This is a genomic window from Amycolatopsis sp. QT-25, assembly GCF_029369745.1.
GTDB lineage: Bacteria > Actinomycetota > Actinomycetes > Mycobacteriales > Pseudonocardiaceae > Amycolatopsis.
The window spans coordinates 3055396-3067729 of sequence record NZ_CP120210.1 but is presented as its reverse complement, the minus strand read 5'-3'; the positions used below and the strand labels follow the sequence as shown (position 1 = coordinate 3067729).

At 69.7% G+C, this 12334-nt stretch carries 12 protein-coding genes; 4 read left to right on the top strand and 8 right to left on the bottom strand.

The features are described from left to right. Nucleotides 1-44: 44 nt before the first annotated feature. The 3 genes from P3102_RS14390 to P3102_RS14380 all read right to left on the bottom strand — a co-directional run bounded on the left by P3102_RS14390 (nucleotide 45) and on the right by P3102_RS14380 (nucleotide 3753). Nucleotides 45-587, bottom strand: a complete 543-nt coding sequence (locus P3102_RS14390; protein ID WP_276369665.1) for a bifunctional nuclease family protein — start codon at nucleotides 585-587, stop codon at nucleotides 45-47. A 22-nt stretch (nucleotides 588-609) separates the two neighbouring features. Beyond that, nucleotides 610-2364, bottom strand: coding sequence for a cytochrome c oxidase subunit I (ctaD, locus tag P3102_RS14385; protein WP_276371169.1), 1755 nt, complete (start codon nucleotides 2362-2364; stop codon nucleotides 610-612). Between the two features lie 483 nt (nucleotides 2365-2847). After that, a complete protein-coding gene (locus P3102_RS14380) occupies nucleotides 2848-3753 on the bottom strand; it encodes a LysR family transcriptional regulator (protein WP_276369664.1) in 906 nt (301 codons plus the stop codon). Nucleotides 3754-3824: 71 nt separating this feature from the next. On the opposite strand from P3102_RS14380, the gene P3102_RS14375 reads away from it, so the two are divergent. After that, entirely contained in the window at nucleotides 3825-4814 is a 990-nt protein-coding gene (locus P3102_RS14375; RefSeq protein ID WP_276369662.1) for a putative sulfate exporter family transporter, read from the top strand. Here P3102_RS14375 and P3102_RS14370 read toward each other — a convergent pair. Both P3102_RS14370 and P3102_RS14365 read right to left on the bottom strand, forming a co-directional pair. After that, nucleotides 4792-5967, bottom strand: a complete 1176-nt coding sequence (locus tag P3102_RS14370) for an MFS transporter (RefSeq protein WP_276369661.1) — start codon at nucleotides 5965-5967, stop codon at nucleotides 4792-4794. The two genes, P3102_RS14375 and P3102_RS14370, sit on opposite strands and share 23 nt — an antisense overlap. Nucleotides 5968-6023: 56 nt before the next feature. After that, nucleotides 6024-6920: a DMT family transporter gene (locus P3102_RS14365; protein WP_276369659.1), complete on the bottom strand. Its 897-nt coding sequence runs from the start codon at nucleotides 6918-6920 to the stop codon at nucleotides 6024-6026. On the opposite strand from P3102_RS14365, the gene P3102_RS14360 reads away from it, so the two are divergent. Both P3102_RS14360 and P3102_RS14355 read left to right on the top strand, forming a co-directional pair. Beyond that, entirely contained in the window at nucleotides 6919-8343 is a 1425-nt protein-coding gene (locus P3102_RS14360) for a PLP-dependent aminotransferase family protein (RefSeq protein WP_276369657.1), read from the top strand. The genes P3102_RS14365 and P3102_RS14360 overlap by 2 nt on opposite strands. 50 nt (nucleotides 8344-8393) lie before the next feature. Continuing rightward, the gene (locus P3102_RS14355) at nucleotides 8394-9092 is read left to right on the top strand and encodes a Crp/Fnr family transcriptional regulator (protein WP_276369655.1); all 699 of its coding nucleotides are present in this window, start codon (nucleotides 8394-8396) and stop codon (nucleotides 9090-9092) included. Between the two features lie 27 nt (nucleotides 9093-9119). On the opposite strand, the gene P3102_RS14350 is transcribed toward P3102_RS14355, so the two are convergent. Continuing rightward, on the bottom strand, nucleotides 9120-9716 hold the full coding sequence (locus P3102_RS14350; protein WP_276369654.1) for a hypothetical protein: 597 nt from the start codon (nucleotides 9714-9716) through the stop codon (nucleotides 9120-9122). A 191-nt stretch (nucleotides 9717-9907) separates the two neighbouring features. Between P3102_RS14350 and P3102_RS14345 the strand changes: the two genes are divergently transcribed. Further along, the gene (locus P3102_RS14345) at nucleotides 9908-11428 is read left to right on the top strand and encodes a sialidase family protein (protein WP_276369652.1); all 1521 of its coding nucleotides are present in this window, start codon (nucleotides 9908-9910) and stop codon (nucleotides 11426-11428) included. 135 nt (nucleotides 11429-11563) lie between these two features. Here the strand turns inward: P3102_RS14345 and P3102_RS14340 are convergent, their stop codons facing one another. Both P3102_RS14340 and P3102_RS14335 read right to left on the bottom strand, forming a co-directional pair. Continuing rightward, nucleotides 11564-12031 carry a hypothetical protein gene (locus P3102_RS14340; protein ID WP_276369650.1) on the bottom strand — a complete coding sequence of 156 codons (468 nt, stop codon included), beginning with the start codon at nucleotides 12029-12031 and terminating at the stop codon, nucleotides 11564-11566. Then, nucleotides 12032-12301, bottom strand: a complete 270-nt coding sequence (locus P3102_RS14335) for a DUF1905 domain-containing protein (protein ID WP_125783966.1) — start codon at nucleotides 12299-12301, stop codon at nucleotides 12032-12034. Between the last annotated feature and the right edge of the window lie 33 nt (nucleotides 12302-12334).

The window sequence follows — 12334 nt, the reverse complement described above, 5'->3', positions numbered from 1 at the left end:
CTTGCAAATTTCGCAAGGAAAGGACCTTTCATGGCGTTCCGGGACTAGTCGGTGGGCGGAGCGGGCGGCGGCTCCCCGAAGTCCTCGGGCACGATCTTGTCCAGCGCCGCCCGGAACTCCTCGACCTCCCGCTCTTGCGCGACCGGGTCCGATGACACCGAGGGCAGTTCCGCGTCGGGCCCGGAGCCCATGATCTCGACCCGCACGGAAGCGACCTCGAGCACCGCGTCCGCCACCTCGATCTTGACCCCGGCCCGCAGGCCGATCGCGACCGCGTCACTCGGCCGGGCCGAGACGCGGATCCCGGAATCGAGCACCAGGTCGGCGAAGAAGATGCCGTCCCGCAGCGCGGTGACCTGGACCCCGGTGACCTGGTGCCCGAACGATTCGACCACCTGGCCGATCAGTTCGATCGTGCCGGGCCGGGGCAGCCGGATCTTCTCCTGGGCGAGCGCCACCGCGCTCGCCTCGGGGCTGCCGATCGTGATCGCCAGCCAGCGGCGTTCGCCCTGCCGCTCCCGCAGCAACATCACCGGTGCCGCTTCCGGAGCCAGGACGGCCATCCCTTCGACGTCCATGGGGATCATGCGCGGTACCTCGTTCCCTCGGTCAGTCGGTGTCGTCCTTCAGCGCTTTGTCCACCAGCAGTTCCGACGGGGTGGGCTGGCCGCGGCGCTGGAACGGGGTGGTGTGCCCCTCGGCACGCAGCCGGGGGATCATGTGGGGGTAGTGGAGTTCGAACGCGGGCCGTTCGGACCGGATCCTCGGCAGGTCGTGGAAGTTGTGCCGGGGCGGCGGGCAGGTCGTCGCCCATTCCAGGGAGTTGCCGTGTCCCCACGGGTCGTCGACCTCGACGACTTCCCCGAAGCGGTAGCTGCGCACGATGTTCCAGACGAACGGCAGCACCGACGCGCCGAGCAGGAACGCGCCGATGGTGGAAATGGTGTGCAGCAGCGTGAAGCCGTCGCTGCTCAGGTAGTCGGCGTAGCGGCGCGGCATTCCTTGGTTGCCGAGCCAGTGTTGGACGAGGAACGTCGTGTGGAAACCGATGAAGGTGGTCCAGAAATGGAGCTTCGCGAGCCGCTCGTCGAGCATCCGCCCGGTCATCTTGGGGAACCAGAAGTAGATGCCGGCGAAGGTGGCGAACACGATGGTGCCGAACAGCACGTAGTGGAAGTGCGCCACCACGAAGTAGGTGTCGTGGATGTGGAAGTCCAGCGGTGGCGCGGCGAGGATGATCCCGGTCAGGCCGCCGAGCAGGAACGTCACCATGAAGCCCATCGACCACAGCATCGGTGACTCGAAGGTGAGCTGGCCCTTCCACATGGTGCCGATCCAGTTGAAGAACTTGATTCCGGTCGGCACCGCGATGAGGAAGGTCATGATGGAGAAGAACGGCAGCAGCACCGCGCCGGTGGCGAACATGTGGTGCGCCCACACGGCGAAGGACAGCGCGGTGATCCCGATCGTCGCGAACACCATGAGTTTGTAGCCGAACAGCGGTTTCCGGCTGAACACCGGGACGATCTCGGTGATGATGCCGAAATACGGCAACGCGACGATGTACACCTCGGGATGGCCGAAGAACCAGAACAGGTGCTGGAACAGGATCGCCCCGCCGTTGGCCGGGTCGAACACGTGCGCGCCGAGCCTTCTGTCCGCTTCCAGGGCGAACAACGCCGCGGTGAGGATCGGGAAGACCGCGAGGATCAGGATCGTGGTGAACAGGATGTTCCAGGTGAACAACGGCAGCCGCCACATGGTCATCCCCGGCGCGCGCAGGCAGAGGATCGTGGTGACCATGTTGACCGCGCCCAGGATCGTCCCGAGCCCGGAGACGATGAGGCCCATGATCACCAGATCGGCGCCCACGCCCGGGGTGTGCGCGGCGTTGGACAGCGGGGTGTACATCGTCCACCCGAAATCGGGCGCGCCACCCGGGGTGAGGAACGAGCTGAGTGCCATCAGCCCGCCGAACAGGTAGAGCCAGTAGGAGAACGCGTTCAGCCGCGGGAAGGCCACGTCCGGGGAGCCGATCTGCAGCGGCAGGATGTAGTTGGCGAAGGCGAAGAGGTTCGGTGTCGCGTAGAGCAGCAGCATGATGAGGCCGTGCATGGTGAACAGCTGGTTGTACTGCTCCTGCGACAGGAACTGCATTCCCGGCCTGCCCAGTTCGCCGCGCATCAGCAGCGCCATGAACCCGCCGATGACGAAGAACCCGAACGAGGTGCTGAGGTAGAGCAGGCCGATGATCTTGTGGTCGGTGGTGCGGACGACGTTGAGGAACACGCTGCCCTTGGGCAGCCGACTCCGCCCGCCGAAGCGGATGGCGTCCGGTCGGGGCGATGCCTTCACCGCGGTCATGACGACTCCCAGCACGAGGACACACCTTCGGAAAGCTGTTACCCCTCCAGGAGAGTCCCTACACGCGGGCTTTTCAAGAGCTGGAGGAGTAAAAGCCGCACGGTGATCGACGGCCGTCACAGCGCCCCCCTGGGCACCACGAGCACCGTGTCCCCCACCAGCCCCCACGGCCCCGCGGGGACGAACCGGCTGGGCGTCCGGACCTTCTCCCCGGCCGAGCCGCACCGCAGCGGGGGGCGAACAGCCGCCGCGGCCGCGGATGACACCGGTCGTCGGGCAGCCGCTGCTCACCACAGGCGTCGGTGACGGCCGTGCGGCTCTCGCCGCCCCACGCGGCAGGCTCGATGTGCTTCCACGGCGGCCCACTGTCCCCAGTGGACGGTGATCCTCCGATGTCCGTACACAGTGGACCCTCGGTGACCCGGCGCGTCGTTCCCGGCCGCGTGACCGGCTTTCCGGGCCGCCACCGAGAACGGCAGGGACTCAGCGGGATTTCGCGTTCCGGACCGCGATGCCCAACAGCGCCGCCGCCGGACCGGCGAGCCGTCGGCCGGCGGGCCACACCGCGCGTAGTTCCCGGCCGAAATCGACCCCGTCGACCGCGACCGACACGAGCCTGCGGTCGGCGACGTCCCTGGTGATGGCGAGTTCACTGATCACCGCCGGGCCGGCTCCGGCGATCACCGCGTTGCGCACCGCGGACGCGGAACCCAGTTCCAGCAACGGTTTCACCGGCCCGGCACCGGCCTTGCGCAGTGCGGCGTCCACGGTCTCCCGTGTCCCGGAACCCGGTTCGCGGACCACGAGCGGCGTGATCGCCAGCTCGGCCGCGGTCAGCGGACGGCGTCTGCGTGCCCACGGATGACTTCCGGGCACGACGAGGACCAGGCGATCGGTGGCCACCCGCCGGGACGACAGACCGGGTAACGCGCCGGGTGACTCGACGAACCCGAGATCGACCTTGCCCTCCCGCGCCAGTTCGGCGGCCTGATCGGAGTTGGTGACCTCCAGCCCGAGGTACAGCCCGGGGTCGACGCGTTTGAGCTCGCCGATCCAGCCCGGCACCAGATACTCGGCCAGCGTCATGCTCGCCGCCACCCGCAGATGCGCCTCGTGCTGGGTGCGCAGCGCTTCGGCGCCGTCGAGCAGGCCGTCGAACTCGGACAGCACACGATGCGCCCAGCCCGCGATGACCCGGCCGTCGGGCGTGAGCGCGGAGCCGCGCCGCGTCCGGTCGACCAGCACCAGCCCCAGCCGTCGCTCGACTGTGGACAGTCGTTTGCTCGCCGATGGCTGCGCGATCCCGAGACTGGCGGCCGCCTGCCCGATACTGCCGAGCTCGTCCACGAGCACCAGCAGACGCAAGGAGTCCAGGTCGGGTGTGGTCATAGCCCGAGTGTATGACCTACCCCTCGCGTTCCCGGCTACCGAGGTGACCCCGTCGAGACGAGGCTCGAACCATGAGTACGACGCACGTGAGATCCACGAAGCCCTTCCTGACCGCGATGGCCGTCACCGGCGCCGGTGTGGGCGCCGCGTACTTGGCCGGCGCCGCGTTCCCGGTCCTCAGCGCGCTCACCATCGCCGTCGTGCTCGGTATCCTCACCGGCTCGGTGCCGTCATTGTCGGACGAGACCCGGAAGGCGATCTCCGGGACCACCAAGAAGCTCCTTCGCGCCGGTGTCGTACTGCTGGGGCTTCAGCTCTCGCTCCCCTCGGTCCTGGCGCTGGGCCCCGGCACGCTGCTCGCCGTCGTGCTCACGGTCGGCATCACCTTCCTCGGCACGATCGGCCTCGGCAGGCTCCTCGGCGTGCCGCGTGGGCTGGCGATGCTGGTCGCGACCGGGTTCTCCGTCTGCGGCGCGTCCGCCATCGCCGCGATGGAAGGCGTCGTCGAACGCGAGGACTCCGACGTCGCCACCGCCGTCGCCTTGGTCACCTTCTACGGCGGGCTCGCCATCGCGGCCGTCCCGCTCCTCGGCGGCTGGCTGCGGCTCGACGCGGTCCGGATCGGCGAATGGGCGGGGCTCAGCGTGCACGAGGTCGCGCAGGTCGTCGCCGCGGCCACCCCCGCGGGCGGGTCCGCCATCGCGGTCGCCATCGTGCTCAAGCTCAGCCGGGTGGTCCTGCTGGCCCCGATGGTCGCCGCGGTCGGCGTGCACGAACGGCATCGCCCCGTCGACGGGAAGCGCCCGCCGCTGGTCCCGCTGTTCGTCCTCGGTTTCCTGGCGATGGCCGCCGTGCGCAGCACCGGCATCGTACCGGGTCTCGTGCTCGACGCCGCCAAGATCGCCTGCACGCTGCTGCTGGCCGGAGCGCTGTTCGGACTGGGCTGCGCGGTCCGGATCGGTGAACTCGTCCGCACCGGCGGCCGCGCCCTGCTGCTCGGCCTGCTCTCCACGCTGCTGGTCGGGACCACCGCGCTGGTCACGCTGACCGCGCTCGGCTGAGGACGACGGCCGCGAGCAGCGCGATCACCGCGCCGGTGACCATCACGGCCGGGACGGAGACCGCGTCGACGACCAGCCCGCCGAGGAGTGCCCCCGCCGAAAGGGTCGCCTGGAACGACGAAGTGAACAGCACCGACGCCGCTTCGGGCGCCTCCGGTGCCGCTCGCGCGAACCACGTTCCCGAACAGACCGGGACGGCTCCGTAGGCGAACCCCCAGACGACCAGCAGCGCGAGCGCACCCGGCTGCGAATCGCCGAGAAACGGCAACGCGAGTGTCGCGACGCCGATCGATCCCGCCGCCGCGAGGAAGGTCAGCCGGAGATCGCGGGCGATCGCCGCGCCCGCGACGAAGTTGCCGGCGATCCCGGCGGTGCCGTAGACGAACAGGAAGACGGTGAGCAACTCCGGGCTCACCCGCGTCACCTGGTGCAGGAACGGCGTGACGTAGGTGTAGGTCCCGAAATGGGCGAGCACGACCAGGACCGTGACGAGCAGGCCGAGCCGGGTCGCCCGCCCGCGCGCCAACTCACGCAGGACGCCGAGCCGGGTGGCTCCCCGCGACGGCAGCGGAGGCAGCGAGAGAGCCAGCACGGCGAGGACACCGATCGTGAACACCGTCATCATCGCGAACGCCGCCCGCCACCCGAGCAACTCGCCGACGAACGTTCCCGCGGGCACGCCCAGAACGGAACCGAGCGGCACGGCGGAGAAGATCACCGCGGTCGCCCTGCCCGCCCGCCGAGGGCCGACGAGCCGTTCGGCGAGCCCGGAACCGATCGCCCAGAAGGCGCCGATCACCAGCCCGACCAGCACTCGCGAGACCAGCATCGCCCAGTAGGCCGGCGCGATCGCCGCGAGGACGTCGGCCAGTGCCAGCACCACCATCAGCGCGCACAGCAGGATCCGGCGGTCGAGCCGGCCTGCCGCGACGGTGACCGCGGGGGCGGCGAGCGCGGCGAGGAATCCGGGCAGGGTCATGGTCAGGCCCGCCGTCCCCGGCGTGATCCGGAAGTCCTCGCCGATCGGGGTCAGGAGGCCGATCGGCAGGATCTCCGTGGTGACGAGGGAGAAGATCCCCAGCGTCACCGCGAGGACGGCGAGCCATCCCTTCAGCGGGGTCCGCGCGGAGGTGTCGAGGGTCGAAGCGGTCATGTGCTTCAGCCCAGCACCGCGCGGGCACCGCGGTCTGGCGGATTCGCGACGTCGATCTAGCTCCGGGATCGTTGCGTGACCACGATGCAGGCGACGACGATCAGCGCCGTCACCGGCGCGGCGGCGGGCAGGTGCTCGCCGAGCAGCAGGACCGCCCAGACCAGCGTCAGCAGCGGCTGGGCGAGCTGCAACTGGCTCGCCCTGGTGACACCGATTTCGGCCATTCCCCGGTACCAGGCGAAGAATCCTCCGAACTGCGAAATGAGGGCGACGTACAGCAGGCCGGCGATTCCCTCTCCGGTGACGTGCAACGGTTCGGTCGCGAGCCCGAAGACGGCGAACGCGCCGGTGACCGGCAACGCGAGGACCAGCGCCCACGCGATCACGTGCCATCCGGCCATTTCCCCGGCCAGCCTGCCGCCCTCGGCGTATCCGAAGGCGCACAGCACGAGCGCGCCGAACAGGAACAGGTCCGCAGCGGACAGTCCGCCGCCGCTCTGCGCGACGGTGAACACCACGACCGCGCTCGCGCCGACCGCGGCGGCGAGCCAGAACCGGCGGGACGGCCGATGCCCGGTCAGCCTCGACGAGACGACGGCCGTGGCCAGCGGCAGCAGCCCGACCACCACCGCGGAATGCGCCGTGGACGACGTCGTCAGCGCGAGCGTGGTCAGGATCGGGAACGCGAGGACACAGCCGAGGGAGACCACGGCCAGGCCACGCCACTGATCGCGTCGCGGCAGCGGGACCCGGAAGACGCGGAGACAGGTGCCGGCGACCACGGCGGCGAGGACACTGCGCAGCCCGGTGGCCGTCCACGCGTCGAAGCCCTTGAGCGCCCACACGGTGGCGGGAAAGGTGAACGAGAAGGCGAGGACACCCAGCGCCGCCAGCATGGTCCCGGAGCGGACCGCTACTGTCCGATCCGCGATAGCGCTATCATCCAGTCTCATGTCCGATGGTAGCAGCGTCGCCGGCCTGGTCACCCAGCTGCGATCCGAGCTTGAGCGCTATCCGATCGAAGGAAAGCTGCCGTCCAGCCGGGAGCTGGTCCGGCAGTTGAAGGTGAGCCCGGTGACGGTGTCGCGCGCCATCGCCGCGCTGGCCGCCGAAGGTCTGGTGATCACCCGTCCCGGCGCCGGTGTCTTCCGTGCCCCGCCCTCCCGCGAAGTGACGGTGACCGGGGACGTGTCGTGGCAGGAGGTGGCGCTGAGTTCCCAGTCCGGCGCCCGCGCCATCGACGCGAGCGGCGTGCTCACCGCGCTGAGCGACCCGCCATCGGGAGTCGTCGACCTCAACGGCGGCTACGCGCATCCCAGCCTTCAGCCGGAACGCGAACTCGCGGCGGCGTCGGCCCGCGCCGGACGCCGCCCCGGCGCGTGGACCCGGCCGCCGATCTGCGGTCTGCCCGAACTGCGGGCCTGGTTCGCCCGTGACATCGGCAGCCCGGTGAACGTCGAGAACGTGCTGATCACCTCGGGCGGGCAGAGCGCGCTGACCACGGCGTTGCGCGCGCTCGGTGCCCCCGGCGCGCCGGTGCTGGTGGAATCCCCGACGTATCCGGGGATGCTGGCCATCGCGCGGGCCTCGGGACTGCGGCCGGTCCCGGTGCCGATCGACCGTGACGGCGTCCGGCCCGAACTGCTCGCCGGCGCCTTCCGCGACACCGGCGCGCGGCTGTTCGTCTGCCAGCCCGCGTTCCAGAACCCGACCGGCGCGGTGCTGTGCGCCGAACGCCGTGCCGAGGTCCTGCGGATCGCCCGCGACGCCGGTGCTTTCGTCGTCGAGGACGACTTCGCCCGCCTGATGGCGCATCCCGGCGGCCCGGCTCCCCCGCCCCCGCTCGTGGCCGACGACCCCGACGGCGTCGTGGTGCACATCCGGTCGCTCACCAAACCGGCGTCACCGAGCCTGCGGATCAGCGCGCTCGCCGCCCGCGGCCCCGCACTGGAACGGCTGCGCGGACTCCACGCCGTCGAGAGCTTCTTCGTACCGCGGCCGCTGCAGGAAACCGCGCTCGAACTGGTGAGCTCCCCCGCCTGGCCACGTCATCTGCGGACCCTCGCCGCCGCGCTGCGGGAACGCCGCGACGTCACCGTTGCGGCACTGCGGGAATTCCTGCCCTCCTGGACCGCCGTCCCGGTCCCGACCGGGGGTTATCACCTGTGGCAGCCGCTCCCCGCTTTCGCCGACGAGGTGGCGCTGACCAGCGCCGCTTTCCGTGCCGGAGTAGCGGTCACCTCCGGCCGGACGTACTTCGCGGCCGAGGCGCCGGGGCCTTATCTGCGGCTGAGCTACGTCAGTACCGCGACCGGCGCGCAGCTGCGGGACGGCGTCCAGCGCCTTTCCCAGGCATATCGAGAGCTCCCCGGTTAACGTCCGGCCGGGCCTGCTCGTACGATCGCGCACGGAGGCGACGAGAAGGCATGACACAGCCGGCGGCGGAGCCGCACGACCCACCCGGCAGGCTCTGGGAACTGCTCGATGACGGCCAGCGCACCGCGCTGCGTGCCGAGGCCGAACTACGCCGGTATCCGGCGGGAACGGTGATCATCCGGGAGGGTGACCGGTCGGATTGGGTGCTGATCCTGATGACCGGGCGGGTCAAGATCACGTCGGTGTCCACCGGTGGTTACGACGCCGTGCTGGCCGTGCGCGATCCGGGCGACATCATCGGCGAGATGGCGTCGATGGACGGCAGCCTGCGCTCGGCCACCGCGATCGCCGTCGAGCCGGTCACCGGGCTTTGGCTGTCCTCGCGGGCGTTCAACTCGGTGCTCCGTGAACACCCGGGCATCTCCGTGGTGTTGCTCCGGATCGTCACCTCCCGCCTGCGCTACGCCAACTCGCGCCGCACCGAATTCGGGGACAGCACCGCCGCCGAACGCATCGCCGCGATCCTGGTCGACCTCGCCGAACGGTACGGCGTCCCCGTCCCCGAAGGCACCCTGATCGCCCTGCGGATCAGCCAGCGCGACCTGGCGGGACTCGCGTCGGCGTCACGGGAAGCCGTCTCCCGGACACTGCGGACCCTGCGCGCCGACGGGCTGCTCAGCACCGGCAGGCAGCGGCTGGTCGTCCGGAGCCTGCCCGACCTCAGGCAACTGGCACCAGAGGACCACTGAGCCGCCATGTCAGGCCGAAGTGTCTCCTCATCGGTGCGCGGATCCTGACGCGGATCGCCGAAGAAGCACGGTCCGATGGCGTTCCACCCGCACGTCGAACCGGGTGAGCACCTCGTGCACGGCCGGATCACCGGGATCGAACATGACGCGTTCGCGCAGCAGGCCGCTCAACTCGGCCACCAACGGGGCCGCCAGGTCTTCGCGCACCTTGAGGATGGTCAGCGACGCGAGGCTGCGGTGTTCCCTGTGCCATCCGGCGACGTCGACCCGCCTCGGCGCCTTCCGGAACCACCGCACCATCCGCGCGAAGGAACCCGCGACGCCCTGGCACAGCAGTTCCAGCGCGAGGACCGGCAGCTGGAGAAGTCCCAGCAGCAGGTACACCGGAAGATGCAGGAGCAGTTCCACGGTGGCCAGCGCTCCCCACAGTCCACGGGCCACCTTGTGCACGGGTTCTTCCTCGCGCTCCCCGGTGCCGTCGTCGGCAGGGAACTTCCAGTCCGCGGTGAGCTTGTGCTGCCGGTAACCGCCGGTGAGTCCCGCGATCGGCTGGACCCACCGGCGCCACGGCGCGAACCGGCGATCGACCGTCCACTCGCGCCCCTCGAGATCGATCACCTTCATCGGCCCCTCCCCCTTTCCGATCTCGCGCCGTGTCCGACGGGATCGAGCTTGGCAGGGAAACCGCCGTCGTTCTGCGTCACCTGACACAGAAGCCGAAAACCGGGTTGTACGCGCCTTGTACGACGGCTGTACGAGCCGGAAGGACTCTGATGTCCCGTCACCAGGATTCGAAGCCAGGACGGAGCACTCCCGTGAAGATCTCCCGCGTCGCACAGGGCCTGTTCGCGGCCCTCGTCGCCACCGCGGCGGTCGGCGCATCCCCGGCCACCTCTCTCGCCACCCCGGACACCGGCGACCGCGTCTCGGCCGCCGCCGTCGGGAACACGGTGGTGTACAAAGAGAAAACAGAAGGTTACGACTGCTTCAGGATCCCCGCCGTCGTCAAGGCGAACAACGGCGAACTGCTCGCGTTCGCCGAAGGCCGCAACGGCGGCGCCGGCTTCTGCAACGACCGCGGCGACATCGATCTCGTCGTGAAACGCTCGGCGGACAACGGCAAGACCTGGAGCGCGGCGAAGATCGTCATCGAAGGTTTCGGTGACACCAAAGGAAATCCGACGCCGATCGTGATTCCCTCCACCGGGCGGATCGTGCTGCTCTCGGTGCTGGAATGCGTCAAGAACCCCGACTGCGACCGGATTCCGCGCGTCTCGATCAGCGACGACCACGGCAAGACCTGGACCGCGCCCAAGGTGCTCACCACGCAGCTCGGCTTCGCCTCCGCGCCGGGCTGGCTCGCGACCGGCCCGTCGCACGGCATCGTGCTGACCCGCGGCGCGCACGCCGGACGGCTCGTCGCCGGGATGAGCTACACCGTCGACGGCAGGAACAGCGGCGCACTCATCTACAGCGACGACCAGGGCGTCACGTGGAAGCGCGGCGCCACCGACACCCCGGCGTCGTCGGCCGCGCTGAACCCGCAGGAAATCAGCGTCACCGAACTGCTCGACGGCCGGGTCTACGCCGCGGCACGGAACCAGGCCAACAACGGCGACAAATGCCTGAGCGGCGGCGCGAAGAACCGCGCCTACGCCCTCAGTTCCGACGGTGGCGCGAGTTTCTCCACCAAGTTCACCTTCGAAGAGGACCTGATCACGCCGGTGGTGCAGGCCTCGACCGCGCGGATGACCGCGACCGACAAGGCGGGCAAGTACAACCGGATCCTGTTCGCCGCGCCGTCGGTCTGCGACCGCCGCAAGGAACTCGTCGTCCGGTCCTCGTTCGACGAGGGCGCGAACTGGCAGGGCAATTCCGCCGGAACGCTGGTGTGGAGCGGCGACGCGGCGTACTCCGACATGGTCCAGCTGTCCTCGGGTTCGGTCGGCGTGCTGTACGAAGCGGGCCCGGCGGGGAACGCCAACGAGACCATCCGCTTCTCGACGGTCACCGAGACCACCCTCGGCGCCCCGGCGTGCGGCGGCGGATACGGCGTGATCGACTCCGCCCCACTCGGGACGGCGGGCACGGTTTACCTGTCCTACAACGCTTCCAACGGGCAGAACTGTGTCGCCACGATGAAGAGCGCCTCCACCGGAACCGCGACCGCGACGTCGGCCTACCTCGAGGTGGCGGGTTCTTCCCGGCTCACCGACTCCGGGTCGTTCTCGTGGTTCGCCGGCCCGGTACGGGCGGCCGCCGCGGGCAAATGCGTGAAGTGGGGCGGTTCCGCGGGCGGGACGCCGTACGACAGCCCGGCGGAACACTGCGGCTGAGCACGGGCCGTGACCCCAGGGGGGAACCGGCGCTGCTCGGCCTGCCGGAAGTCCGTGAAGGCCTCCTTGAGGGACTCTGGGTCCCTCAAGGAGGCCTTCACGGACAACTGCTGTGGCCGCGCCTGACTCAAGAAGTCACTTGGGTGGACGCAGCCGCGGGGAAAGCTTGGTGAGCGCCAAGGCTTCCAACCGATTCGAAATCTCCGCGAGCCCGGCATCGAACCGGTCCAGATCGACTCCCTTGCCGGCCAGGTCGTCGCGGACGTGCTTCTCGACCTTCGCCCAGTCATTGCGGTACCGGGTGGCGAGTTCCTTCCACGGCACGCCTGCCAGCCCGGCGGTGAGGCCGCTGTCGTAGGCGAGCACGCCGCGTGCCATCAAGTACGCGATGCCCGGGTAGCCGAGGTAGCCCTGCCAGTAGGACCCGTTGTCGTTGGCCGTGATCGAGCCCGCGGCCGGATCGTGGCGGACGTCGTAGGTCTTGGCCTTGTCCGACGACGCGACGCGCGCCGTGTCACCGTCGATTTCGACCCGGCCGTCGGCCACCGCGCCGAGCGCCTCGTAGATCTTGATGACCGGGGACGGCTTCCACTCCGCGGCCACTCAGCCCTCGAGCCGCTCGAGCAGGACGACGTCCACCGTGTCACCTTCCTCCTTGCCGATCGCTTTGCGCACATCGGCCTTCACCGGGAGCTTGTGGGTGCCGTCGCCCAGCGCCATGAACGAACTCCGGAACGGATGCCCGTCGATGGTCCCGCGGACCTTCACCAGCCCTTTGGTGCCGAAGTACTCGGCGGAGCCGGGCATGACGACGTACGTCCAGCCGCCCTTCTCCGGGCTTTTGAGCAGCTTCGCAGTGAACCGTTTGTCCATGCGAGCATCGTACGACAGGCCGCCGACGAAACC

Coding starts and splice junctions, on each gene's coding strand:
- ctaD (WP_276371169.1), bottom strand. CDS start 2,364: ATGACCGCGGTGAAGGCATCGCCCCGACCGGACGCCATCCGCTTCGGC.
- P3102_RS14380 (WP_276369664.1), bottom strand. CDS start 3,753: ATGACCACACCCGACCTGGACTCCTTGCGTCTGCTGGTGCTCGTGGAC.
- P3102_RS14365 (WP_276369659.1), bottom strand. CDS start 6,920: ATGAGACTGGATGATAGCGCTATCGCGGATCGGACAGTAGCGGTCCGC.
- P3102_RS14335 (WP_125783966.1), bottom strand. CDS start 12,301: ATGGACAAACGGTTCACTGCGAAGCTGCTCAAAAGCCCGGAGAAGGGC.
- P3102_RS14370 (WP_276369661.1), bottom strand. CDS start 5,967: ATGACCGCTTCGACCCTCGACACCTCCGCGCGGACCCCGCTGAAGGGA.
- P3102_RS14360 (WP_276369657.1), top strand. CDS start 6,919: ATGTCCGATGGTAGCAGCGTCGCCGGCCTGGTCACCCAGCTGCGATCC.
- P3102_RS14350 (WP_276369654.1), bottom strand. CDS start 9,716: ATGAAGGTGATCGATCTCGAGGGGCGCGAGTGGACGGTCGATCGCCGG.
- P3102_RS14355 (WP_276369655.1), top strand. CDS start 8,394: ATGACACAGCCGGCGGCGGAGCCGCACGACCCACCCGGCAGGCTCTGG.
- P3102_RS14375 (WP_276369662.1), top strand. CDS start 3,825: ATGAGTACGACGCACGTGAGATCCACGAAGCCCTTCCTGACCGCGATG.
- P3102_RS14390 (WP_276369665.1), bottom strand. CDS start 587: ATGATCCCCATGGACGTCGAAGGGATGGCCGTCCTGGCTCCGGAAGCG.